The organism is Streptomyces sp. NPDC058257 (genome assembly GCF_042881845.1).
GTDB lineage: Bacteria > Actinomycetota > Actinomycetes > Streptomycetales > Streptomycetaceae > Streptomyces.
The window spans coordinates 68,467-90,274 of record NZ_JBHVXJ010000004.1 but is presented as its reverse complement, the minus strand read 5'-3'; the positions used below and the strand labels follow the sequence as shown (position 1 = coordinate 90,274).

20 protein-coding genes are annotated in these 21,808 nt (G+C 70.9%); 12 read left to right on the top strand and 8 right to left on the bottom strand.

Features of this window, described 5'->3' with window-relative positions; all coding sequences use genetic code 11:
* Nucleotides 1-47 precede the first annotated feature (47 nt).
* On the top strand, nucleotides 48-1,619 hold the full coding sequence (locus ACFVXC_RS12890) for an aromatic amino acid ammonia-lyase (RefSeq protein WP_389904619.1): 1,572 nt from the start codon (nucleotides 48-50) through the stop codon (nucleotides 1,617-1,619).
* On the top strand, nucleotides 1,616-2,449 hold the full coding sequence (locus ACFVXC_RS12885; RefSeq protein ID WP_389904616.1) for a MurR/RpiR family transcriptional regulator: 834 nt from the start codon (nucleotides 1,616-1,618) through the stop codon (nucleotides 2,447-2,449). The genes ACFVXC_RS12890 and ACFVXC_RS12885 overlap by 4 nt, the downstream gene beginning before the upstream one ends.
* A 97-nt stretch (nucleotides 2,450-2,546) precedes the next feature.
* Here the strand turns inward: ACFVXC_RS12885 and ACFVXC_RS12880 are convergent, their stop codons facing one another.
* From ACFVXC_RS12880 to ACFVXC_RS12855, 6 genes are all read right to left on the bottom strand, one after another.
* A complete protein-coding gene (locus ACFVXC_RS12880) occupies nucleotides 2,547-2,921 on the bottom strand; it encodes a hypothetical protein (RefSeq protein ID WP_389904613.1) in 375 nt (124 codons plus the stop codon).
* A gap of 75 nt (nucleotides 2,922-2,996) precedes the next feature.
* On the bottom strand, nucleotides 2,997-3,389 hold the full coding sequence (locus tag ACFVXC_RS12875; RefSeq protein WP_389904612.1) for a roadblock/LC7 domain-containing protein: 393 nt from the start codon (nucleotides 3,387-3,389) through the stop codon (nucleotides 2,997-2,999).
* A gap of 82 nt (nucleotides 3,390-3,471) precedes the next feature.
* A complete protein-coding gene (locus ACFVXC_RS12870; RefSeq protein WP_389904610.1) occupies nucleotides 3,472-4,242 on the bottom strand; it encodes a transcriptional regulator in 771 nt (256 codons plus the stop codon).
* Between the two features lie 5 nt (nucleotides 4,243-4,247).
* Nucleotides 4,248-4,661, bottom strand: a complete 414-nt coding sequence (locus ACFVXC_RS12865; protein WP_389904608.1) for a hypothetical protein — start codon at nucleotides 4,659-4,661, stop codon at nucleotides 4,248-4,250.
* 326 nt (nucleotides 4,662-4,987) lie between these two features.
* Entirely contained in the window at nucleotides 4,988-6,355 is a 1,368-nt protein-coding gene (locus tag ACFVXC_RS12860) for an APC family permease (protein ID WP_389904606.1), read from the bottom strand.
* A gap of 170 nt (nucleotides 6,356-6,525) precedes the next feature.
* Nucleotides 6,526-8,064 (bottom strand): diaminopimelate decarboxylase, encoded by a 1,539-nt coding sequence (locus ACFVXC_RS12855; RefSeq protein ID WP_389904604.1) that lies wholly within the window; start codon nucleotides 8,062-8,064, stop codon nucleotides 6,526-6,528.
* A gap of 146 nt (nucleotides 8,065-8,210) precedes the next feature.
* Here ACFVXC_RS12855 and hutU point away from each other — a divergent pair, with 146 nt between their 5' ends.
* The 7 genes from hutU (at nucleotide 8,211) to ACFVXC_RS12820 (ending at nucleotide 19,052) form a co-directional block, all read left to right on the top strand.
* Entirely contained in the window at nucleotides 8,211-9,878 is a 1,668-nt protein-coding gene (gene hutU / locus ACFVXC_RS12850; RefSeq protein ID WP_389904602.1) for a urocanate hydratase, read from the top strand.
* A 17-nt stretch (nucleotides 9,879-9,895) separates the two neighbouring features.
* On the top strand, nucleotides 9,896-11,098 hold the full coding sequence (locus ACFVXC_RS12845) for an allantoate amidohydrolase (protein WP_389905280.1): 1,203 nt from the start codon (nucleotides 9,896-9,898) through the stop codon (nucleotides 11,096-11,098).
* The gene (locus ACFVXC_RS12840; protein WP_389905278.1) at nucleotides 11,095-12,447 is read left to right on the top strand and encodes a formimidoylglutamate deiminase; all 1,353 of its coding nucleotides are present in this window, start codon (nucleotides 11,095-11,097) and stop codon (nucleotides 12,445-12,447) included. The genes ACFVXC_RS12845 and ACFVXC_RS12840 overlap by 4 nt, the downstream gene beginning before the upstream one ends.
* Before the next feature lie 198 nt (nucleotides 12,448-12,645).
* Complete coding sequence (hutI, locus tag ACFVXC_RS12835) at nucleotides 12,646-13,833, top strand: imidazolonepropionase (protein WP_389904601.1); 1,188 nt, start codon at nucleotides 12,646-12,648, stop codon at nucleotides 13,831-13,833.
* Nucleotides 13,834-13,905: 72 nt separating this feature from the next.
* Nucleotides 13,906-17,847 carry a SpoIIE family protein phosphatase gene (locus ACFVXC_RS12830; RefSeq protein WP_389904598.1) on the top strand — a complete coding sequence of 1,314 codons (3,942 nt, stop codon included), beginning with the start codon at nucleotides 13,906-13,908 and terminating at the stop codon, nucleotides 17,845-17,847.
* A complete protein-coding gene (locus tag ACFVXC_RS12825) occupies nucleotides 17,844-18,188 on the top strand; it encodes an STAS domain-containing protein (protein ID WP_389904596.1) in 345 nt (114 codons plus the stop codon). Before ACFVXC_RS12830 ends, ACFVXC_RS12825 begins: the two co-directional genes overlap by 4 nt.
* A gap of 192 nt (nucleotides 18,189-18,380) precedes the next feature.
* Entirely contained in the window at nucleotides 18,381-19,052 is a 672-nt protein-coding gene (locus ACFVXC_RS12820; RefSeq protein WP_389904594.1) for a hypothetical protein, read from the top strand.
* 15 nt (nucleotides 19,053-19,067) lie between these two features.
* Here ACFVXC_RS12820 and ACFVXC_RS12815 read toward each other — a convergent pair whose 3' ends face one another.
* Both ACFVXC_RS12815 and ACFVXC_RS12810 read right to left on the bottom strand, forming a co-directional pair.
* Entirely contained in the window at nucleotides 19,068-19,361 is a 294-nt protein-coding gene (locus tag ACFVXC_RS12815) for a DUF397 domain-containing protein (RefSeq protein ID WP_389904592.1), read from the bottom strand.
* A complete protein-coding gene (locus ACFVXC_RS12810; RefSeq protein ID WP_389904589.1) occupies nucleotides 19,342-20,193 on the bottom strand; it encodes a helix-turn-helix domain-containing protein in 852 nt (283 codons plus the stop codon). Before ACFVXC_RS12810 ends, ACFVXC_RS12815 begins: the two co-directional genes overlap by 20 nt.
* Nucleotides 20,194-20,309: 116 nt before the next feature.
* On the opposite strand from ACFVXC_RS12810, the gene ACFVXC_RS12805 reads away from it, so the two are divergent.
* Genes ACFVXC_RS12805 through ACFVXC_RS12795 form a run of 3 tightly spaced genes read left to right on the top strand, consistent with a single transcriptional unit; the run spans nucleotide 20,310 to nucleotide 21,757 of the window.
* Nucleotides 20,310-20,714, top strand: a complete 405-nt coding sequence (locus ACFVXC_RS12805; protein WP_389904587.1) for an ATP-binding protein — start codon at nucleotides 20,310-20,312, stop codon at nucleotides 20,712-20,714.
* Nucleotides 20,715-21,035 (top strand): hypothetical protein, encoded by a 321-nt coding sequence (locus tag ACFVXC_RS12800; RefSeq protein ID WP_389904584.1) that lies wholly within the window; start codon nucleotides 20,715-20,717, stop codon nucleotides 21,033-21,035.
* Between the two features lie 32 nt (nucleotides 21,036-21,067).
* Nucleotides 21,068-21,757: an aspartate/glutamate racemase family protein gene (locus tag ACFVXC_RS12795; protein ID WP_389904583.1), complete on the top strand. Its 690-nt coding sequence runs from the start codon at nucleotides 21,068-21,070 to the stop codon at nucleotides 21,755-21,757.
* Nucleotides 21,758-21,808 lie beyond the last annotated feature (51 nt).

Below are 21,808 nucleotides of genomic sequence, written 5' to 3'. Positions count from 1 at the left end.
GGTCGCAGGGCAAGACGAAGCGTCCGGTTGAGGAGGAATTGCGAGTGATGTCGTCTCGTATCGCGGACAGGGCGACCGGCAGGGCGACCGACGACAGCGGCTCGGTCGTCGTCCTGGACGGCCGCGGACTGATGGTCGCAGATGTCGTACGTATGGCCGAATCTACCGCTAAGCCAGTTCCCGGAACGGACGGCATGAAGCGCGTGGAGAGCTCGTGGAACGCCGCTCGTGAGATCGCCTCCTGGGGTCGCGTCTACGGCCGCTCCACCGGAGTGGGCGCCAACCGGAATGAGTCCGTGCCGACCGAGGCGGCCGCCGACCACGGTCTGCGCCTGCTGCGCAGCCACGCCGGAGCGATCGGCGACGAGCTTCCGGCGCGGCAGGTGCGCGCGATGCTCGCGGTCCGCGCCAACCAGCTGCTCGCGGGCGGCGCGGGCCTGCGCCCGACCGTCGTCACGGCGCTCTGCGAGGCACTGACGACGGGCGCGTACCCCCAGGTCAACGAATTCGGCTCGGTCGGCACGGGCGACATCGCCGCGCTCGCCCAGATGGGCCTCGCGCTCGCGGGTGAACACCCCTGGCAGGGAACGGGCGCCGCCCCCGACCCGCAGCCCCTCGACAACAACGACGCCCTCGCCCTGATCAGCAGCAACGCCCTCACCCTCGGCCAGTCCGCGCTCGCCCTGCACGAACTGCGCGGCCTCGTCGCGGCCACGCAGCTGGTGGCGGCGCTGACCCTGATGGCCGTCGACGGTTCGTACGAGGCGTACGCGCTGCCCGTCCACGAGGCTCGGCGGCACGCGGGCTCGTACGCCGTCGCGGAACGGATGCGGCAGATCCTCGGCGCGCCCGACCGCCCCACGCCACCGCTCGGCCGCATTCAGGACCCCTACGGACTGCGCTGTCTGCCGCAGATCCACGGCCCCGCGCACGACGCGGCCGACGCGCTCGAAGACGTCCTCACGGTCGAGATCAACGCGGCGGCGGAGAACCCGCTGATCTCGGCGGAGGATATGGCGGCGTACCACCACGGCGGCTTCTATCTGGCCCAACTCGCCCTGTCCCTGGACCACTTCAGGCTGGCGGTGACGCAGGCGGCACGTCTTTCGACATCCCGCCTCTCCACGCTGAACGAACCCGGCTTCACCCGCCTGCGCCCCTTCCTCGCGGACGGCGAACCGGCTTCGTCGGGCGTGATGATCCTTGAGTACGCGGCCGGGGCGGCCCTCGGCGACCTGAGCGCCTTCTCCGCACCGGCCTCGCTCGGCCACGCGGTGCTCTCCCGAGGCGTCGAGGAACAGGCCAGCTTCGCCTCGCTCGCGGCGCGGCAGACACTGCGGGCGTGTGCGGCGTACCGCCTGGTCGTGGGATGCGAACTCGTGGCGGCCGTCCGCGTGTTGAGGCAGCGGGACATGCGCCTCGATCCGGACCTGCCCGTCGGCCGGGCCTTCGACCTCGCGGACTCGGTACTCGACCCGGAGCTCGCCGACCGGCCGTTGACGGATGATGTGACGGTGGCGGCCGGGCTGCTCGACCGGTTCACCGAGCTGTGGCTGGACCTCGGGTCCGGGAACGGGACGGGCTTCGAGAGCCAGGGTGTTGTGAGGGGAACGGTATGAGTGACAGTCCCGCGGCGCGGCTTCAGGTGCTCTTCGAGGGCCACCGCCTCACGCCCACGCAGCGGCGCATCGCGCACTGCATGGTGCGGCGGGCGGCGGACGTCCCCTTCCTCTCCAGCGTCGAACTGGCCGAGCTGGCCGGGGTGAGCCAGCCCTCGGTGACCCGGTTCGCCGTGGCGCTCGGCTTCGACGGCTACCCGGCGCTGCGCAGGCACCTGCGGGAGCTCGCGCCCGCGGAGGCGGCGGGCGAGGCCTCCCTGAACGAGTACCAACAGGCGGTCGAGGCGGAGATCGAGAACCTCCGGCACCTGGCGGAGGTGCTCGCCGACCCCTCACCGGTCGAGCGCGCCGGGCAGCTCCTCGCCTCCTCCCGGCCGCTCCCGGTCCTGGGCCTGCGGGCCGCCGCGTCACAGGCGTACGGCTTCTCGTACTTCGCGGCGAAGGTCCACCCCGACGTACGCCTCCTCCACGAGGGCGGCACGATGCTGGCCGACCGGATCGACGCGGCGGTACGGGCGGGGGCGTCGGCGCTCATGTGCTTCGCGCTGCCCCGGCATCCGCGGGAGGTGGTGGACGCGCTCGCCCACGCGCAGTCGGCGGGTCTCTCGGTGGTGACGGTGGCCGACTCGGCGTTCGCCCCCGTGGCGGCCCACTCGGACCTCCTCCTCCCGGCGGCGGTCGGCACGGGCCTCGCCTTCGACACGGCGTGCGCGCCGATGCTGCTCGGCCGGGTGCTCCTTGAGGCCATGTGCGACGGCCTTCCGGACGCGCAGGCGCGGTTGGAGGAGTTCGACGCGGGGGCCGCGGCGCGGGGACTGTTCGTGGAGTAGGGGTCTCTTCGGGGAGCAGCGGTCTCTTCGTGGAGTGGCGGCGAACGCACGGCGGGCCGGACCCGAAGGCCCGGCCCGCCGCGTGTGCCGCTCGGGCTCAGACGTCGAGGTTCGCCTCGATGCGCTTGAGCTGGTGGCGGGCCATGGCCAGGTTGGCCCGGTCCTTGTCGAGGGCCACGTAGAGGAAGAGGCCGTTGTTGTTGCGGCCCTTGATCAGCCGGATCAGGTGGTACTGGGTGCTGAGCGAGATCAGGATGTCCTCGATCTCGTCCTTGAGGTCCAGTAGCTCCATCGTGCGCAGCTTGGCGCGCACCACGTCCGTGTTGCCGGCCGCGGCGACGGACAGGTCCAGGTCCTTGCCGCCGCCGATCGTGCCCAGGGCCATGCCGCTGGTGTAGTCGACCAGGGCGGCGCCGATGACCCCCTCGATCGAGGTGGTCGTTTCCTTCAGCGATGTCTCTGTGTTGGCCATGAATTTCGCACTTCCTTTCCGTCTGCCGGGAGTCCGTGGTGAGGAGGACGATGAGGGTGTGGTGGGGGACATGGGTCAGGTTTCCTCCGCTCGTTCGACGGCGGCGTCGACCAGCTCTCCGATGAGCGCGCTGGAACGGCGGCCCTCCAGATGGAGCCGGCCCACGTTGACGCGGGGCTCGGCGAGCAGCGTGAGCACGGCGGACGAACCGGCCGTGTACGTGGCTACGTAGCCGTCCTCGCCGCGGATGAGGAGTTCTCGGAAGCGGCCCTGGTGCGTGGCGTCGGACAGCCGCAGGGCGACTCCGAGCGCCGCCGCGGTCAGCGCGCAGACGCCCTCCGCCTCGACGTCCGTCGCGTCCTGCGCGAGCAGGAGTCCGTCGACGCTGGCCGTCAGAGCGCCCCTGAGCTGAGGAATCCTGGTACGCAGCCGTTTCAGTTCGACCAGTACGTCGGCTTCGGCAACCATCGGCTCTCTCCTCCCGGCGCGCTTGAAGAGCGCGAAGAACTTCATGAGGTCGGGGGCCAAGTCCTGCGCCGCGTACGGAGATTCACAGACTTGCCTCCAGCGCGTCGAGGACCCGGCGCAGCAGGGCGACGTCCGGTTCGGGGGGATCGTCGGGGGGCGGGGCGGGGAGTATCGCCAGGGCCGGTTCGGCCGTCCGCGGGGGTTCCACGAGCCCGGCCGCGGCGAGCCGCCTGACCTCGATGAGGGTGTGGAACGACGGTCGGCCGAGCGCCCAGGCGATGGCCGTCGGTGTGCGGACGCCGTCGGCGAGCCGCAGCAGGGAGATCTGGCGTCCGGTGAGCTTGTGGCCGGGCGCTGGCGGCCTCGGCACGACGGGCGACGTGTCCAGTTCCGGGCAGGGCCAGACGCTGTCGAGGAGGGCCCGGCGCCGCCGGGTCTCGCGTTCCAGGGTCTCGGCCGTCACCGGGCGCACCCGGCCGAGCCAGTGCGCGACGCCGTAGCGGAAGCGGGTGGGTCCGCTCGCCGGGCCCAGGACGAAGAACGCGGCGTCGAACAGTGCGCCGATGTGGCACATCTCCAGCTCGCCGGCGGTTATCCGGCCGCTGTCTATCAGGTGCCGCCCCACCTCGTGCCGGGTCCCGGCCAGTGAGAGGGCCTCCTGCCAGCCCTGCGCGGGCAGCGCCCCGCCGGCCGTGAGCAGGACGTCGATGCCGGGTGCCGCGGGGCTCTCCGCGTGCACGACGCGGCCGTCGACGAGGTAGAGGGTTCCCTGGTCGCGCAGCAGGGCTCCGGTCGCCCGCTCACCGGCCAGACGCATCAGCATGGGCGATGTGGTGGACGCGGTGATGCGCATGGCGTTCACACCAGCACCAGGCGCTCGGAGAGATCCCGCAGCCGTATGCGCGCGAGGGCGAGGTTGCCGGTGTGCCGGTCGAGCCAGAGGTAGAGGAACACGCTGCTGTCGAAGGTCGTCTCGACGAAGCGGATCAGATGGAATCCGGTCCTCGTGGTGAGCATGAGGTCCTCGACGGGGAGTTCCTCGGGGCCGGTGTCCCGCGCCGCGTCCAGTGCGTCGTCCTTCGGGGCGAACGCCTGGTACTCGGCCGCCGATCGCGCCACCTCCGCGGTCTCCACGGCGGTGGACTCGTGGTCGCCGCCCGGGGGATCGCCGACCGAACCGAGGGCGAGCCCGCTGGTCCAGTCGACGATCGCCGCTCCGCGCGCACCGGGCAGTGTCATGGCTTCGAGCAGACACTCGTCGATTCCGGGCACGCGGTCCCCTTCCCCAGGGTTGAACCGGGTGGCCCCTACCACCCGACCGGGGGCTCATCGCCGCCCGGTGTGAGGAAGGTACGCAGAAGTCGTGGAGTTTCCAGGCAAGTAGGCACTTTCCAGGGGAACATGCCCGACCTCGACGGGATCCGCGCGACGAGCGGTCAGGGAAGGCCCGAGCCTGACCGAAAGTATCGACCTAGCGACCGGGCCGCCCCCGTGTCATCCCTGGGACGCCCGTGTCAGCCCTCCCGTCTCAGCCCTCCTGTCTCAGCCCTCCCGCGTCAGCCCTCCTGTCTCAGCCCTCCCGTGTCAGCCCTGCGGTCTCACTCCTCGCCGCGAGCCTTGAGCACCACCTTGTTCACGGCCCAGAGGCCGATGCCGATGGCGACAAGGACCCCGGCCCGGATGTAGACCTCCGCGGGGCGGTCCGCGAGGGGGCTCGCCAGGATCAGGGCCGTGACGGCGCCGAGCACCGGAAGGACCGTCGGCGCGCGGAAGTGCTTGTGCTCGACGGGGTCGCGGCGCAGGACGAGGACCGCCACGTTGACCACCGCGAACACGCACAGGAGCAGGAACGCGGTCGTGTCGCCGAGCCCCTCGATCTCGCCCGTCGACACCAGGCCGATCGCGAGCAGCGACACGAAGACGATGCCGACCACGGGTGTGCGGCGGCGTGAGAGGACGCGGCCCATCGCGCGCGGCAGGATGCGTTCGTTGGCCATGCCGTAACAGAGCCGCGAGGCCATCATGATGTTGATCAGGGCCGAGTTGGTGACCGCGAACAGGGCGATGAGCGCGAAGAGTTTGTGCGGGAAGTCGATGCCGCCCGCCTTCACGACCTCAAGGAGCGGCCCGCTCGATCCTTCGAGCACCTTGTAGTCGACGAGCAGCGACGACACCAGCGCCACCAGGACGTAGATCGTGCCCGTCACCGCGACGCCGATGAAGATGGCCCGCGGGAACGTGCGTGCGGGATCTTTCGTCTCCTCGGCCATGTTCACCGAGTCCTCGAAGCCGACGAACGCGAAGAAGCCGAGCGCCGTCGCGCCGAGGATGCCCGTCATCAGGGCGTAGCCCGTGCCGCCACCGCCCTCGAAGTCCGTCAGGCGGTACGGTTCGCCGTCCCCGCTCAGTACCGCGTAGGCGCCGATCGCCAGGATGATGGCAAGGCCCGTCACCTCGACGAGCGTGAGGACCACGTTCGCCTTCACCGACTCCGAGACGCCCCGCAGATTCAGCGCCGCGAGCGCGAGGATGAAGAGGATGGCGATCAGCGTCGGCGGCAGCGCGTCGTTCGTCAGCTCCCCGAGGTAGTCGCCGCTGAAGGCGCGGGCCGCGGCGCTCGCCGACGACAGGCCCGAGCACATCACCATGAAGGCGATGATGAAGGTGAAGAACGGGACCTTGAACGCCTTCTGCGTATAGAGCGCGGCGCCCGCCGCCTTCGGATACTTGCCGACCAGTTCGACGTACGACGCCGCCGTCAGGAGCGCCACGACGAAGCCGATCGCGAACGGCAGCCACAGCGCGCCGCCGACCTTTCCGGCGACCTTGCCGGTGGTGGCGTAGATGCCGGTGCCGAGGATGTCGCCGATCACGAAGAGGATCAGGAGCTTGGGGCCGATCGCGCGGACGAGCGCGGGTTCTTCGGCGGGCGGCGGTGCTTGGGTGGTCGCCTTGGACGTCGTCACACGATCATCTCCCCCGAGAGCGTGCCTGGGCGCCTGGTTGCCTAGGTGCCTGGAGGGAGGATCTGCCCCGTAAGCGCGGCAGGGATGCGGGAGTTGAGGAACCTCGGAGGAACTTCAGGGGCGCTCCGGAGTTACCTGGGGGGCACCTCGGGGGCGGCCCCCGAGGAACCTCAGAGGTCCCGCAGCGCGTCCCGCCCCGCGCCTCCCGACTCGGCGACGATCTCCTCCAGGGTCTGCGGCTCCCGCACGGTGGCGAAGGTGACCTGCTCACCCGCTGTCGCGAAGCCGTAGATCCCGGGCCGGGCGAGGCTGTTGTACGAGTAGTGGTGGGCGAAGTAGTACGCGCCCGTGTCGAGCACCGCCGCGTAGTCGCCCTGTTCGAGCAGCGGAAGCGGACGGTTCTCCGCGAGCAGGTCGCCCGCGAAGCAGGCCGGGCCCGCGATGTCCTGCCCGACGTTCGGCCCGCTCTTGGCGCGGCCCTTCGCGTCGAACGCGGCGATCCGCAGCGGCCAGGACGCGGGCGCGTACACCGTGCGCGCCGCCACCTGGACGCCCGCGTGCGTCACCGCGATGGGCCGGGTGCCCGCCGTCTTGGCGTACTCGACGCGGGCCAGGATCGTGCCGTGCTTGGCGAGCAGCGAGCGGCCGAACTCGGTGACGATGCCGTACCGCCCGTCGAGCAGCCCCGGCACGCGGGACTTCAGGCGGCGCGCGTACTGCGCGTGCGTCGGGGTCTCCTCGTCCGAGCCGAAGTTGACGGGCAGGCCGCCGCCGATGTCGATGGTGTCGATCTGCTGCCGCCCGGCCCGTCCGTTGATCTCCTCGGCCAGTTCGTACGTCGCCGACACGCCCCGCACCATCATTTCGAGCGGCATGCCCTGCGACCCGGAGTGGGCGTGCAGGCGGGTCAGCCAAGGCCGGTCGAGATACGCCTGGACGACCCACTCGCGGGCACCCTCGTCGAGCAGCGCGATCCCGAACTTGGAGGTCGCCGTCGCGGTGGACAGGGCGCCGATGGAGCCGCCGCCGATCTGCGGGTTCACGCGCAGGCCGACGGGGGAGCGGGTGGGCGCCGAGCGGGTCATGGCGTCGATGCGGGCGAGCTCCTGCGGATTGTCCGCGTTCACCGCGATGCCCAGGGCCAGGGCCTCGCGCAGTTCGGCCGGGGTCTTCGCGGGCGAGTCCAGGACGGTGTGCGTGGGCGGCACTCCGGCGGCCCGCGCCAGGGCGAGTTCGCCGGGGCTCGCCACTTCGGCGCCGATGCCCGCGTCGCGAAGGAGGCGCAGGACCGGGACCAGGGGCGACGCCTTCACCGCGAAGGCGTGCAGGACGGGAGTGCCGGGCGGTGTGACCGCTTCGAAGGCGGCGTGCAGACGGGCGGCGGCCGCGCGGATGCCGGTGACGTCCAGGAGGCCGACGATGGGCGACGCGGGGTCGGCGAGGCCCTGCTCGACGGCGGCGCGGACGGCCCGGTCGCGGCGTGACGCGGAATCCGCGGCCGAGTGTGCCGGGGGCTGCGGGTCTTGGGGCTGCGGGTCTTGGGGTCGCGGCGCCAGGGGTCGCGGCGCCGGGGGCCGCGCTGCGGGATCCGCCGTCGTGAGGCGTTGCGTGGGGGCTTCCGGGTGGCTGCCCGGGGCTCCGTCCGGACCTCTGCCCGAGTCTGCGTTCGCCTCGGACGCGCGTGCGGTCTCCGCTCCCTGATCGCTCATGCGTTCCAGACAATCATCCGTGACGCGGTCCCGCTGCACCGTCAACGTATTGACTAGTTCTATTCAAAATCGCAGGATGTGAATAACAAGCTCACAGCAGTCCATCACGAGCTCACAAGCAGAGCTTCACGCGAGGAGGCATCGCCATGTCAGGACCCCGCCCCGTACGGGCACCGCGCGGCAGTGAACTGAGCGCCCTGGGATGGCAGCAGGAAGCCGCCCTGCGCATGCTGCAGAACAACCTCGACCCCGAGGTCGCCGAGCACCCCGACAAGCTCGTCGTCTACGGCGGCACGGGCAAGGCCGCCCGCGACTGGCGCTCCTTCGACGCGATGGTGCGCACGCTCAGGACTCTCAAGCAGGACGAGACGATGCTCGTCCAGTCCGGCCGCCCGGTCGGCGTCATGCAGACCCACGAGTGGGCCCCGCGCGTCCTGATCGCCAACTCGAACCTCGTGGGCGACTGGGCGAACTGGGAGGAGTTCCGGCGCCTGGAGGCCCTCGGCCTCACGATGTACGGCCAGATGACCGCCGGTTCGTGGATCTACATCGGCACGCAGGGCATCCTCCAGGGCACGTACGAGACGTTCGCCGCCGTCGCCGCCAAGAAATTCAACGGGACCCTGGCGGGCACGATCACCCTCACCGCCGGACTCGGCGGCATGGGCGGCGCCCAGCCCCTCGCCGTGACGATGAACGACGGCGTCGCGATCTGTATCGACGTCGACCCGCGCGCGATCGAGCGCCGCATCGAGCACAAGTACCTGGACGTGCGGGCCGACTCCCTGGAGCACGCGCTCCAGCTGGCCGTCGAGGCACGCGACGCCCGGCGCCCCCTCTCCATCGGCCTGCTCGGCAACGCCGCGGAGCTGCTCCCGCGCATGCTCGCCGAGAGCGCGCCCATCGACATCGTCACGGACCAGACATCGGCCCACGACCCGCTCGCGTACCTCCCCGTAGGCGTCGACTTCGACGACATGGCGGCGTACGCGGCGAAGGACCCGGCGGGCTTCACCACCCGCGCGCGTGAGTCGATGGCCACGCACGTCGAGGCGATGGTCGGCTTCATGGACGCCGGCGCGGAGGTCTTCGACTACGGGAACTCGATCCGCGGCGAGGCTCAACTCGCGGGCTACGAGCGAGCGTTCGCGTTCCCGGGCTTCGTCCCCGCCTACATCCGTCCCCTCTTCTGCGAGGGCAAGGGCCCGTTCCGCTGGGCGGCCCTCTCGGGCGAGGCATCGGACATCCACAAGACGGACAAGGCGCTCCTTGACCTCTTCCCGGAGAACGAGTCGCTGCACCGCTGGATCAAGATGGCGGGGGAGCGGGTCCACTTCCAGGGCCTGCCCGCGCGCATCTGCTGGCTCGGCCAGGGCGAGCGCGACAAGGCGGGCGACATGTTCAACGACATGGTCGGCAACGGCACCCTCGCCGCCCCCCTCGCCATCGGCCGCGACCACCTGGACTGCGGCTCGGTGGCATCGCCGTACCGCGAGACGGAAGCCATGCTCGACGGCTCCGACGCGATCGCCGACTGGCCGCTCCTGAACGCCATGGTGAACGTCGCGTCGGGCGCCTCCTGGGTCTCCATCCACCACGGCGGCGGCGTCGGCATGGGCCGCTCCATCCACGCGGGCCAGGTCTCGGTGGCCGACGGCACGAAGCTGGCGGGCGAGAAGATCCGCCGCGTCCTCACCAACGACCCCGGCATGGGCGTCATCCGGCACGTGGACGCGGGCTACGACATCGCGGAGTCGGTGGCGGACGAGAAGGGCGTACGGATCCCGATGCGCGAGGAGGACGGCACCGCGTGAGCGACACCTTCCACGCCATGTGGCGCTCGCTGCGGCCCATCGGCCGCAGCGACGCCTCGGGCGGCTACCGCCGCTACGCCTGGACCGGCGCCGACGCCGAGTGCCGCCTGTGGTTCCAGGCGCAGGCCGAGGCGCGACGCCTCGACTACGAGGTCGACCGCAACGGCAACCAGTGGGCCTGGCTCGGCGATCCGGCCCGGGGCGACGCGGTCGTCACCGGCTCGCACCTTGACTCCGTCCCGGACGGCGGCGCCTTCGACGGCCCGCTGGGAGTCGTCTCCTCCTTCGCGGCGCTCGACGAACTGCGCGCACGGAAGGTGTCGTTCAGCCGCCCCCTGGCCATCACCAACTTCGGCGACGAGGAGGGTGCCCGCTTCGGTCTGGCGTGCGTGGGCTCACGGCTGACCGCCGGACAGCTCACGCGCGAGAAGGCGTACGAGCTTCACGACGCGTCCGGGATCACGCTCCCGCAGGCGATGGAGACGGCCGGGTACGACCCGGCGGCGATCGGCCCCGACCCCGAACGCCTGGCCCGCATCGGCGCGTTCGTGGAGCTGCACGTCGAGCAGGGCCGCGCCCTCGACCTCACCGGCGACCCGGTCGGCATCGCGTCCGCCATCTGGCCGCACGGCCGCTGGCGCTTCGACTTCAAGGGCGAGGCCAACCACGCGGGCACCACCCGCCTGGTGGACCGCCGCGACCCGATGCTGTCGTACGCGGAGACGGTCCTGGCGGCTCGCCGGGAGGCCGAACTGGCGGGCGCGGTGGCCACCTTCGGCAAGATCGCGGTCGAGCCGAACGGCGTCAACGCGATCCCGTCCCTGGTCAGGGGCTGGCTGGACTCGCGCGCCGCGGACCAGTCGACGCTTGACACGGTCGTGACGGGGATCGAGAAGGCGGCCCGCGAGTACGCGGACCGGCACGGCATCGACCTGGACGTCGTCCGCGAGTCCTTCACGCCGGTGGTCGAGTTCGAGCACGCCCTTCGGGACGAGCTGGGCGCGATCCTGGGCGCCACCGCCGGCAAGAGCCTCCCCGTCCTCGGCACGGGCGCCGGACACGACGCGGGTATTTTGTCCGGGTCGATCCCCACCGCCATGCTGTTCGTACGGAACCCCACGGGCGTCTCGCACTCCCCGGCCGAGTTCGCCGCCGAGGACGACTGCGTCGCAGGGGTGACCGCACTGGCTGACGTACTGGAAGGGCTGGCGTGCAGGTGAAGACGGACACGTACTGGCTGGAGCACGCCTGGCTCGACACGAATGTCGAGCCGGGCGTGGCGGTGGAGGTGACGGGCGACCGGATCACGGCCGTCCGCAAGGGCGTCGAGGCGCCCCCGCCCGGCGCGACGGTCCTGCGCGGACTGACGCTCCCCGGCCTCGCCAACACCCACTCGCACGCCTTCCACCGGGCCCTGCGCGGCACGGTCCAGGTGGGCTCGGGCACGTTCTGGACATGGCGCGAGGTCATGTACTCGGTGGCGGACCGCCTGACACCGGAGACGTACCACGCGCTTGCCCGCGCGGTGTACGCGGAGATGGCCCTGGCGGGCATCACGACGGTGGGCGAGTTCCACTACCTGCACCACGCGCCGGGCGGCACCGCCTACGCCGATCCCAACGCGATGGGCGAGGCGCTGATCCAGGCGGCGGCGGACGCGGGGATCCGCATCACGCTCCTGGACACGGCGTACGTGGCGTCGGGGCTGCTTTCGGAGACCCGGGGCAAGACCCCGAACCGCCACCAGCTGCGCTTCTCCGACGGCACGACCCAGGCGTGGGCGGAACGGGCCTCGGCACTCAAGGACCGCGACCACGCCCGGATCGGCGCGGCGATCCACTCCGTACGAGCGGTACCGGCACGGCAGTTGGCAGCGGTGGCGCAGTGGGCGTCGTCCCGTCAGGCGCCCCTCCACGTGCACCTCTCCGAGCAGACGGCGGAGAACGAGGCGTGCCTTGCGGTCCATGGCCGCACTCCGACGCGCCTCCTGGCGGACCACGGGGTTCTGGGCCCCCGTACGACAGGCGTGCACAACACGCACCTCACGGACGAGGACATCGCGCTCCTGGGCCGCACGACGACGGGCACGTGCATGTGCCCGACGACGGAGCGCGACCTGGCGGACGGCATCGGCCCCGCGGTCCGCCTGCAACGAGCGGGCAGCCCCCTCTCCCTGGGCAGCGACAGCCACGCCGTCATCGACATCCTCGAAGAGGCACGCGCGATGGAACTGAACGAGCGCCTGCGCTCGCACACGCGGGGCCACTGGACGGCGGCGGCGCTCCTTCGGGCGGCTACGGCTGATGGGCACGCGGCCCTTGGCTGGGCGGATGCGGGCGCCATCGAGACGGGCGCGCTCGCCGACTTCGCGACGGTCGCGCTGGACTCCGTCCGCACGGCGGGCCCGCTGCCGCGCCTCGCCGCCGAGACGGCGGTGTTCGCGGCCACGGCGGCGGACGTCCGCCACACGGTGGTCGGGGGCCGCCATGTCGTACGGGACGGGGAGCACGAGCTCGTTCCCGATGTGGCGGGGGCGTTGACCGAGGCGGTGGCGGCGCTGAGAGATTGAAAGTTTCCCCAACCCCACCCTTCCCATCGGGGCTCGGTCCCAGTATCCGGCCCGTCCGGCGTTTGAGGACGAGCTCGGCGCAGCCGGCGATGACGGTACGCACAAGGCACAAGGCCCCCGCGCCGAGCGGGTTTTCGGGAAGGGGCGGGGTTGGGGAAAGAGAAGTTGCCCAGACCCCGGCGCACCCTGGAGACCCCCATGCCCACCACCCTCATCACCAACATCGCCGGCCTCGTCACCAACGACCCCGCCCAGGGGGACGGAAGCCCCTTGGGCCTCCTCACGGACGCCGCCGTAGTCCTGGACGGCGAAAAGATCGCCTGGGTAGGCCCGGCCGCCAAGGCCCCCGCGGCGGACGAGACCCACGACGCACAGGGCCGCGCGGCCATCCCCGGCTTCGTCGACTCCCACTCCCACCTCGTCTTCGCGGGCGACCGCACCCAGGAGTTCAACGCCCGCATGTCGGGCCGCGCCTACTCCGCGGGAGGCATCCGCACGACGGTCGCAGCGACCCGCGCCGCCACCGACGAGACACTCGAAGCGAACCTCACCCACTACCTCCGCGAAGCCCTCCGCCAAGGCACGACCACCTTCGAGACGAAGTCGGGCTACGGCCTCAACACGGAGGACGAGGCGAGGGCCCTGCGCATCGCGGCCCGCCACACCGACGAAGTCACCTTCCTCGGCGCCCACATCGTCTCCCCCGACTACGCCGAGGACCCGGCGGCGTACGTGGACCTCGTCACCGGCGAGATGCTGGACGCCTGCGCGCCGCACGCCCGCTGGATCGACGTCTTCTGTGAGAAGGGCGCGTTCGACGGCGACCAGGCCCGCGCGATCCTGACGGCGGGCAGGGCGAAGGGCCTGCACCCCCGCATCCACGCCAACCAGCTCTCGTACGGCCCCGGGGTCCAACTGGCGGTGGAGCTGGACGCGGCGTCGGCGGACCACTGCACGCACCTCACGGACGAGGACGTGGACGCACTGGCGAACAGCGCGACCGTCGCGACCCTCCTCCCCGGCGCCGAGTTCTCCACCCGCGCCGAGTGGCCCGACGCCCGCCGCCTCCTGGACGCGGGCGCGACGGTGGCGCTCTCCACGGACTGCAACCCGGGTTCCTCGTTCACATCCTCCGTCCCCTTCTGCATCGCCCTCGCCGTGCGGGACATGGGCATGACCCCGGACGAGGCGATCTGGTCGGCCACGGCGGGCGGCGCGGCGGCCCTGCGCCGCACGGACATCGGTGTCGTACGCGAAGGGGCGCGCGCCGACCTCGCACTCCTGGACGCCCCGAGCCACGTCCACCTGGCCTACCGGCCAGGAGTGCCGCTGGTCAGCGAGGTATGGCAGCGGGGAGCGCACGTTTCACCGAAACGTGTGCGCTGAATCTCTGTCTGAGGGGCCGATGTCCGGGCAGAATCGGGTGAGTTGGAGGTGCTCGCTCGGAGGTGCTGTGTGATGGACCCTGAGCTTACGGAGTTCCCTGGGCTTCCACCTGATCTGGCCACGGCGGCTCTGCTCGGCGGTGAGACGGGCAGGCTCTTCGCCGCCTACGACTGGAGTTCCCATCCACTCGGGCCGCCGTCCACATGGTCCGACGAACTGCGCGCCGTGGTCGCGGTGGGGCTGACGTCGCGGTTCCCGATCGTGCTGTGTCTGGGCGCCGAGGACCTGTTCCTCGTCTACAACGACGCCAACATCGCCCCGCTGGGAGAGAAGCACCCTGCTGCTCTGGGCAGGCGGGGGCGTGACGTCTGGTGGGACATCTGGGGTTCCATCGAGCCCATGCTCGCCGGGGTCATCGAGACGGGAGAGGCGACCTGGTCCAGCGACCTGCTGCTGCCGATCGTCACCGCGGGCCGGCCTCAGGAGCGGTACTTCACCTTCAGCTACGGCCCGATCGTCACCGCGGCGGGCGATGTGGACGGCGTGTTCTGCGCGGTCACCGAGACCACGGAGCGTGTGCTCGGGCAGCGGCGGCTGCACATCCTGAACACCGTGGGTACGGCGCTGATGGAGGCCCGTACGGCGCAGGACGCCGCCCGTGCCGTGGTGGAGGCCTGCGCGGCGCACGACAGGGACCTGCCGTTCCTCGCCGTGTACGTGGAGGATCCTGACGCGCGCGTCAGCCGCCTCAGCCGGTGCACGCCACTGGTGGCCGGACTGTTGCCCCCCTCCCTGGAAGACCTGCTGCCTCCCGCACCGGCGGAGGCGTCCGGTTCGGGAATGCCGCTGGTGGAGGGCCTGGGGACGGCGCTGCCTTCGCTGGCGTCGGTCTTCGACGCCGGGTCGTGCCCGGAGCGCGCCCTGGTGCTCCCCGTCTCCGATTCGGCGCAGGGCGACGGTGTGCCGGTGGGGTCCGTGGTGATCGGCCTCAATCCGCGCCAACCTCTTGACGACCAGTACCGCGGGTTCTGCCGGTTGCTCGCCGATCAGCTGTCGGCGGCGTTCGCCACGGCGGCCTCGTACCAGCGCGAACGGGAACGCGCCGACCTCCTCGCCGAGCTCGACCGGTCGAAGACGGTGTTCCTGACCAACGTCAGTCACGAGTTCCGAACACCCCTGACGCTGCTCCTCGGACCGCTCGATGACGCTCTGGAACAGATTCCCGGCGAGTCGGTACAGGCGGACCGTCTGCGCACCGCTCGCCGGAACGCACAACGGCTGCTGCGCCTCGTCAACTCCCTCCTGGACTTCGCGCGCGCCGAGGCCGGGCAGGCCGCCCCGGCGCGCACCCTGGTCGACCTCGGCTCGCTGACCGCGCAGATCGCCTCGTCCTTCACCGAGCTGTGCGCTCAGGCCGGGGTCGAACTGGTCATCAGGTGCGACCACGTGATCGCGGACGTCGACGTCGGAATGTGGGAGACGGTGGTGCTCAACCTGCTGTCCAACGCCGTCAAGTTCACCTTCGCGGGCACCATCACGGTGCGGGTCGCGGAGGTCGAGGACAAGGCCGTCAGCCTCAGCGTCAGCGACACCGGTACGGGAATCGACGGAGCGGACATCGGCAAACTGTTCGACAGGTTCTACCGCGCGGGCAACAGCCTCGGTCGCAGCGTCGAGGGCAGCGGGATCGGCCTCTCCCTCGTACGCGGCCTCGTGGAACTGCATGAGGGGACGGTTGAGCTCACCAGCGAGCTCGGCGTCGGCACCACCGTGACCGTCCGCCTCCCGCCGGTCACGGAGGACGACCGCATGGTTCGCGGCGTCACCGCGCTTCCGGCACCGCGATCCGACAGCGACAACCCCTTCGTCGCGGAGGCGTCGCAGTGGCTCGGCCACGACGAGGACACACCGGAAAGCCTGGATGGCCGCACCGGCCCCGGCACGGACGTGCCGACGCGCGGCCTGGTCCTCATCGCCGACGACAACGCCGATATGCGCGCACACCTCAGACGCATCCTGTCGGCCCGGTGGGACACCGTCGCCTTCGGTGACGGGGCAGCCGCACTTCGCGGCGCCCGGGAGCACCGTCCCGATGTCATCGTGACCGACGTGATGATGCCCGCCCTGGACGGGTTCGCGTTCGTCACCGCGGTCCGTGCCGATCCGCAACTGGCGTCGATTCCCGTCCTGATGCTCTCCGCCAGGGCGGGCGAGGAAGCCGCGGGCGAGGGCTTCGCCAGCGGTGTGGACGACTACCTCCCCAAGCCGTTCCGCTCCGCGGACCTCGTCGACCGGGTCGCCGCGCGCATCACCGCCGCCGACCGCGAGCGCGTCGAGCGGGAGCGGAGCGAGGACCGGACGCGCCGGGCCACGGCGCGGGCCGAGACCTCCGGGAGGCTGAGCGCGGCCACCTCGATCGAGGACATCCTCCGTGCGCTGCTCGCCGCCCCGGGCAGCTCGTCGCGGGCCGGTGCCGCCGCGCTCGCCCTGCCGGACCATGAGCTCGGCCAGATCCGCATCCACTACGCCGGTGCGGTCCCGGCCGAGCTGCGTGATCGCTACCACACGGTCGCCCTGGACGCGCCGATCCCGCTCACCGACGTGATCCGCTCGGGCGAGCCGATGATCATCACCGACACCGCGGCGGCCGACGCGCGCTACCGGGTTCTCGCCCGCGACGCGGAAAGCAGTGTCGGCGCCGCGCTCGTCCACCCGTTGAAGGACGCGGCCGGATCCGTCCAGGGAGCGGTGGCGTTCCTCTGGCCCGAACCGCGTTCCTTCGGCCCCGCCGACGTGGCGACGTTCACCGCACTCGCGGCAACGGCCTGGGCGGCGGTCGACCGCGTGCGCGGCGCGGAGCGCGAGCGCCGTATCGCCACCGACTTCCAGGACCAGCTCCTCGACCTGGACCGACGCTCTCCCGCCGCCGTGGTGTCGGCGCTGTACGAGCCCGCGGCCGAAGCCATGCGGGTGGGCGGGGACTGGTACCTCGTCACGCCCCTCGACGACCCGGCGCGTGTCGCGGTGTCCGTGGGAGATGTCGTCGGCCACGGCCTCTCCGCCGCGACCGTGATGAGCAAGCTGCGCAGCGCGACCACCGTGTCGGCCCTGTCCGCGGCGGACCCCCACTCCGTGCTGGGACTCCTGCAGAAGTACGCGTCAACCGTGCCGGGCGCGGCCTGCTCCACCGTCGGCTATGCCGTGGTCGACTCCCGGGCGCGCACCGTCAGTTACGCCTGCGCCGGTCACCCCTACCCACTCCTCGTCCCGCCCACCGGCGCCCCCCGCTATCTCGATCAGGGCAGGTGCCCGCCGCTGGCGGCGTTCACATCCCGTGAATCCTGTCCCCCGGACCTCGCCGAGTTCCCACCGGGCTCCCTGCTCATCATGTACACCGACGGGCTCATCGAACGGCGGGGGGAGGCGCTGGACGACGGGTTCGCGCGACTCGCCGCCGCGGCCGGCCGATACCGCGACCTGCCCGTCGATTCGATCTGCGCCGAACTGCTCGGGGCCCTGGCACCCCGGGGCGGTTACACCGATGATGTCGCCGTGCTCGCACTGCGACCGTCGGGAACCACCCCGAGCAGCTTCGTGACCGCGATCCCCGCGGCCACCACGCACGTGCCCGACCTGCGCCACCGCCTGCGTGCGTGGCTCACCGGCCTGGGCATGCCCGAGATGCTCCAGCACGACGTGCTGCTCGCGGTCGGTGAGGCGGTGGGCAACGCCATCGAGCACGGCAGCGCACCGAACTCGGCGAACACCATCTCCGTCGAGGCCTTCGCCGACGAGGAGATGGTCTCGACGACCGTCTCGGACCCCGGCAGCTGGAGCGGTGACTCATCGGCGAGCCGCCGGGAGGCCACGCGCGGTCGCGGCCTGACCCTGATCAACGGCCTCAGCGAACACGTCCAGACCGTCCGTTCGAGCAGAGGAACACGCGTCACCATGCACCACCGGCGAAGTCCCGCTCCGGGGGCGCATGCCACATCCAGGGGAGCAACCCCATGACCGCGTCCATGTACGCCTTGCGCACCGCCCACGTAGGGCATCCAGGCGGCGAGGGCATCCCCGTCGTCAAGGTCACCGGCGAGATCGACATCACCAACGCCGGCGACTTCGGGACGGAGGTCGGCGCGCTGCCCGGCCCACGCCCCCTCGTGCTCGACCTGAGCAACGTGCTCTATCTCGACAGCGCGGGCTTCGCCGTCCTGGACCGCCTCATCTCGGAGCGGACGGCCTGTCTCGTCATCGCCCCCGGAAGCCGGACCCACACGGCGGCGATACTGCTGGGCATGCCGCACCACGCCTGCATCGACGCGGCGATGGCCGCGGCCGAGGGACGCCCCTGAGCACCGTCCCCCTGGGGCCTGCTGGTTGGGGGGGCACTGCAGAAAAATCCCAGGTGGTCTCGGTAAAGCCGCAGGTCGTCGCGGACGCGAGTGGGACGAAATTGAGAATGGCCGGGGTACTCAGGTGTGGGGGGGGCGATTTGAGTATTCGTGCGGATTCGTGTTGGCGTGGGGGTGCTTACGGTGGCGTTTATGTCCGCACCCGAGTCCGTATCCGTACCCAGCCGTAGACGGCGCGGGATCATCGTCCTCTTGGTCACGCCCGTGGTGGTGCTGCTCTGCGGCGCCTGGTACGTGATGTTCGGCTGGCCGGAGCAGCACGACAGGGAGCCGCCGCCGGAGATGCTGCGGCGTATCGCGGCCGACAATCAGGACGCCTACCGCGTACTGGATCTCGGCCCCGTGCTGAAGCCGCGGTCCGGTCCGGAGGACCCCGCCGAACACCACTCCAGCAACTCCGCTTCGACGGGCGAGTGTTACCCCGATGGCCTGGAAGCCATGGAGGACGAGCCTCTTGACGGTGTCTACAACGTCCGGCACAGCTGGACCGTCGTCAGGAAGGACGCCTCCGGGGTGCGGGCCGCCTTCGGCCGCCTGGAGGACCACCTCGCGGCCAACGGCTGGGAAGTCGACTGGAGCGAATCCATCAACAAGCGGAACTTCGGCGTGGTCGCCCGCAAAGACGGTTACCAGCTGTCAATCCACTGGGATGCGGACCTCAAGGAGGTCACCGGCCTCGGCAGCAGTCCCTGCGCCCGCTTCCCCGACCGATCGCAGGAGCGCGCTTATCGCTCCGTCGACCAGTACGAGGCCCCGGACCGGCAACTGACGCCGCCTGCCCTCGTGCCCAGTGGGCGCCGCTGACCGGAGCGAATGAACTCAGGCGCCCAGCTCGCCCTTCGTGACGGCGGCGACGAAGGGGGCCCACGCGGATGCGGGGATCACGAGGGCGGGCCCGTGCGGCGCCTTGGAGTCCCGGACGGGGACGATGCCGGGGAGGCCGTCGGCCACCTCGACGCAGAGCCCGCCGGAGCCGTTGCTGTAACTGCTCTTGCGCCAGTGGGCGGCGCCGGGGAAGTGTTCGGCCACCTCGACGCACTCTCCGCCGGTTCCGTTGCTGTAGCTGCTCTTGCGCCAGAGCGCCGAGCTCAAGTCAATCTGGCTGCTGGCCATTTCGATAATCCTCTGCCGCTGTCTCGATCATGGCGAGGGACGCCTCAGGCGGTAGTGCGGCGGCCCTGAGCAGATCGTACGACCCCCTGTACTGCTTCACGAGCGGCGGATAGTCGATTAGTTGGCCGCTGTGAAGACTCTCGGTGTACACCAGTGGAGGCGCATCCGCGAAGGTCATGGCCCTGGTCATGCCCATCATGAATGGGTGGGCAGCGGTGGTTTCCGGAACGATCTGCAAAATGGACCGGGTGGACTGGACCACTTCCCCGATGTGCTCCAGTAGTTCGGCCATCTGCTCCGGTGAGAGGACCCGGCGGCGGATCACCGACTCGTCCAGGATCGCCCAGAAGGTTGGAGGACGCTCCCGCTCGAAGAGATCGGCCCGCTCCATTCGAGCGGTCACCTTTTCCTCGACCTCATCGGCCGAAGCCCGGGGCATTGCCGCCCGTACGATCGCGCGTGTGTACGCCGACGTCTGCAACAGGCCTGGGACGATCATTGGCGCCCAGTCCTCGATGCTCTCCGCGTACCGCTCCATCTCAGCGACGTCCGCGAAGTACTCGGCGTGACCGCCCTGGCGGGCCCTGCGTGCATCTTCACAACGGCGTTGGAAAAAGCCGTCCGTCTCAAGCTTCTCGTCGACGTGCTGGGCGAGATCGAGCGGCATGCGGCGCTCGCCGCGCTCGATCTGGCTGAGGAAGGGCACGCCCCGGTAGCTGCCCTCGGCCAGCCGTTCGAGCGTGAGGCCCGCTGCTTCCCTCTTGAAGCGCAACTCCGCGCCGTAGAAGGCCGGAACGCTCGTCGACGCGTCAGGATCCTTACGAGAAGGCACAACCCACCACCGCCATTTGCCAGTTACCGTGCGCAACCCAAACCCCTGTTACGTTACGCCGAGCCACAGCACTGTGTGACCGAAACATCACACAGTGCACGGAAGGCGTACCCCCCATGCCAGACCCCGCCCCCACCTCCACCCATGCCGCCACCCCGGACTTCGAACTGTCCCTGCTCGCGGTCCCCAAGGCAGTCCCCGAACTCCGCCGCACCCTCAGCAGCCATCCGCACGGCAGCCCGCACCCCGACGTGCAACTCTGTGTGAGCGAACTGCTCAGCAACGTGATCCGGCACCTCGGTGAGGGGACCCCCGTCACCGTCCGCCTCACCGGTGCGCAGGGCCGGATCCGCGTGGCCGTCACGGATCCCGACCCCCGCGCCTGGCCCCTGCTCCGAAGGGCGGGCAGTGACGACGAGACGGGCCGTGGACTGGCCCTCCTTGACGCGGTCTCGCTGCGCTGGGGCGTGGAGCAGGGGCCCGACAGCAAGACCGTCTGGTGCGAACTGGGGGAGGGATAGATGCTGCGACGTCTCCTCGCCAGGCTCCTGCCAGGCACGGGCACGCGCCGTGCCCGCGCCGCCACGGAAGAGCCGCCGACGCGGAGGCCGCCGAGCCCCGAGTCCCGCGTCCGACCCCGGCCGCGCCCCCGCAGCCCATACGCACGTGAGGCCGCCGAGGACCGCCCCGTCGACGTCAGCGGCATCCCCCTCGCGCGGCCCTACTACCGCGCGGCCGAACGCCGCCTGCTCCAGGCGGAACGGCGGCTGGCCCTGGCCCTCGCGCTGGAGGGCGTGGATTACGGGCCGACAGTCGTCCACGGCGTGGCGCTGCCCGTCTGAAGGGTCTGTTCTACGGGTGCGACCCTGGCCCCATGAAGACCATCGGCCTCATCGGCGGCATGAGCTGGGAGTCCAGCGCGGAGTACTACCGGCTGCTCAACGAACTCGTACGCGAACGCCTGGGCGGCCTGCATTCGGCCCGCTGCGTGCTGTACTCCGTCGACTTCGCCGAGATCGAGCGGCTTCAGGCGGCGGGGGAGTGGGAGCAGGCGGGTGAGGTCCTCGCGAGGGCGGCCGAGGGGGTGGAGGCGGCCGGTGCCGAGCTCGTGCTGCTCTGCACCAACACCATGCACAAGGTCGCCGAACAGGTCCAGGAGGCTCTCTCCGTGCCGTTTCTGCACCTCGCGGACTCGACGGCCGACGCGGTGCTGCGAGGCGGTCTGCGGCGCGTAGGGCTGCTCGGGACGGCGTTCACCATGGAGCAGGACTTCTACCGGGACCGCCTTGCCGCGCGCGGGCTCGACGTGCTGGTTCCGGACGCGGAGGGGCGTGCGCTGGTGCACCGGGTGATCTACGAGGAATTGTGTCTAGGTGTGGTGCGTGAGGAGTCCCGAGTCGGGTACCAGAAGGTCATCGGCGATCTCGTACGGAACGGAGCGGAGGGGGTCATTCTGGGGTGCACCGAGATCGAGCTGCTCATCGGGCAGGAGCACAGCCGGGTGCCGCTCTTCCCGACGACGAGGCTGCACGCGGAAGCGGCGGTGGCGGCAGCGACCTCGTAGCCGGGCCGAGGTGCAGAAAACAACCCACCCGCCGCCCTCGCGCACAATCCA

What these genes read in the sequence shown, in the direction of transcription:
- hutI (WP_389904601.1), top strand. Translation starts at nt 12,646, where the DNA reads ATGCCCACCACCCTCATCACCAACATCGCCGGCCTCGTCACCAACGAC.
- ACFVXC_RS12845 (WP_389905280.1), top strand. Translation starts at nt 9,896, where the DNA reads ATGTGGCGCTCGCTGCGGCCCATCGGCCGCAGCGACGCCTCGGGCGGC.
- ACFVXC_RS12820 (WP_389904594.1), top strand. Translation starts at nt 18,381, where the DNA reads ATGTCCGCACCCGAGTCCGTATCCGTACCCAGCCGTAGACGGCGCGGG.
- ACFVXC_RS12880 (WP_389904613.1), bottom strand. Translation starts at nt 2,921, where the DNA reads ATGGCCAACACAGAGACATCGCTGAAGGAAACGACCACCTCGATCGAG.
- ACFVXC_RS12855 (WP_389904604.1), bottom strand. Translation starts at nt 8,064, where the DNA reads ATGAGCGATCAGGGAGCGGAGACCGCACGCGCGTCCGAGGCGAACGCA.
- ACFVXC_RS12805 (WP_389904587.1), top strand. Translation starts at nt 20,310, where the DNA reads ATGCCAGACCCCGCCCCCACCTCCACCCATGCCGCCACCCCGGACTTC.
- ACFVXC_RS12830 (WP_389904598.1), top strand. Translation starts at nt 13,906, where the DNA reads ATGGACCCTGAGCTTACGGAGTTCCCTGGGCTTCCACCTGATCTGGCC.
- ACFVXC_RS12870 (WP_389904610.1), bottom strand. Translation starts at nt 4,242, where the DNA reads ATGCGCATCACCGCGTCCACCACATCGCCCATGCTGATGCGTCTGGCC.
- ACFVXC_RS12875 (WP_389904612.1), bottom strand. Translation starts at nt 3,389, where the DNA reads ATGGTTGCCGAAGCCGACGTACTGGTCGAACTGAAACGGCTGCGTACC.
- ACFVXC_RS12825 (WP_389904596.1), top strand. Translation starts at nt 17,844, where the DNA reads ATGACCGCGTCCATGTACGCCTTGCGCACCGCCCACGTAGGGCATCCA.
- hutU (WP_389904602.1), top strand. Translation starts at nt 8,211, where the DNA reads ATGTCAGGACCCCGCCCCGTACGGGCACCGCGCGGCAGTGAACTGAGC.
- ACFVXC_RS12800 (WP_389904584.1), top strand. Translation starts at nt 20,715, where the DNA reads ATGCTGCGACGTCTCCTCGCCAGGCTCCTGCCAGGCACGGGCACGCGC.
- ACFVXC_RS12795 (WP_389904583.1), top strand. Translation starts at nt 21,068, where the DNA reads ATGAAGACCATCGGCCTCATCGGCGGCATGAGCTGGGAGTCCAGCGCG.
- ACFVXC_RS12885 (WP_389904616.1), top strand. Translation starts at nt 1,616, where the DNA reads ATGAGTGACAGTCCCGCGGCGCGGCTTCAGGTGCTCTTCGAGGGCCAC.
- ACFVXC_RS12890 (WP_389904619.1), top strand. Translation starts at nt 48, where the DNA reads ATGTCGTCTCGTATCGCGGACAGGGCGACCGGCAGGGCGACCGACGAC.
- ACFVXC_RS12815 (WP_389904592.1), bottom strand. Translation starts at nt 19,361, where the DNA reads ATGGCCAGCAGCCAGATTGACTTGAGCTCGGCGCTCTGGCGCAAGAGC.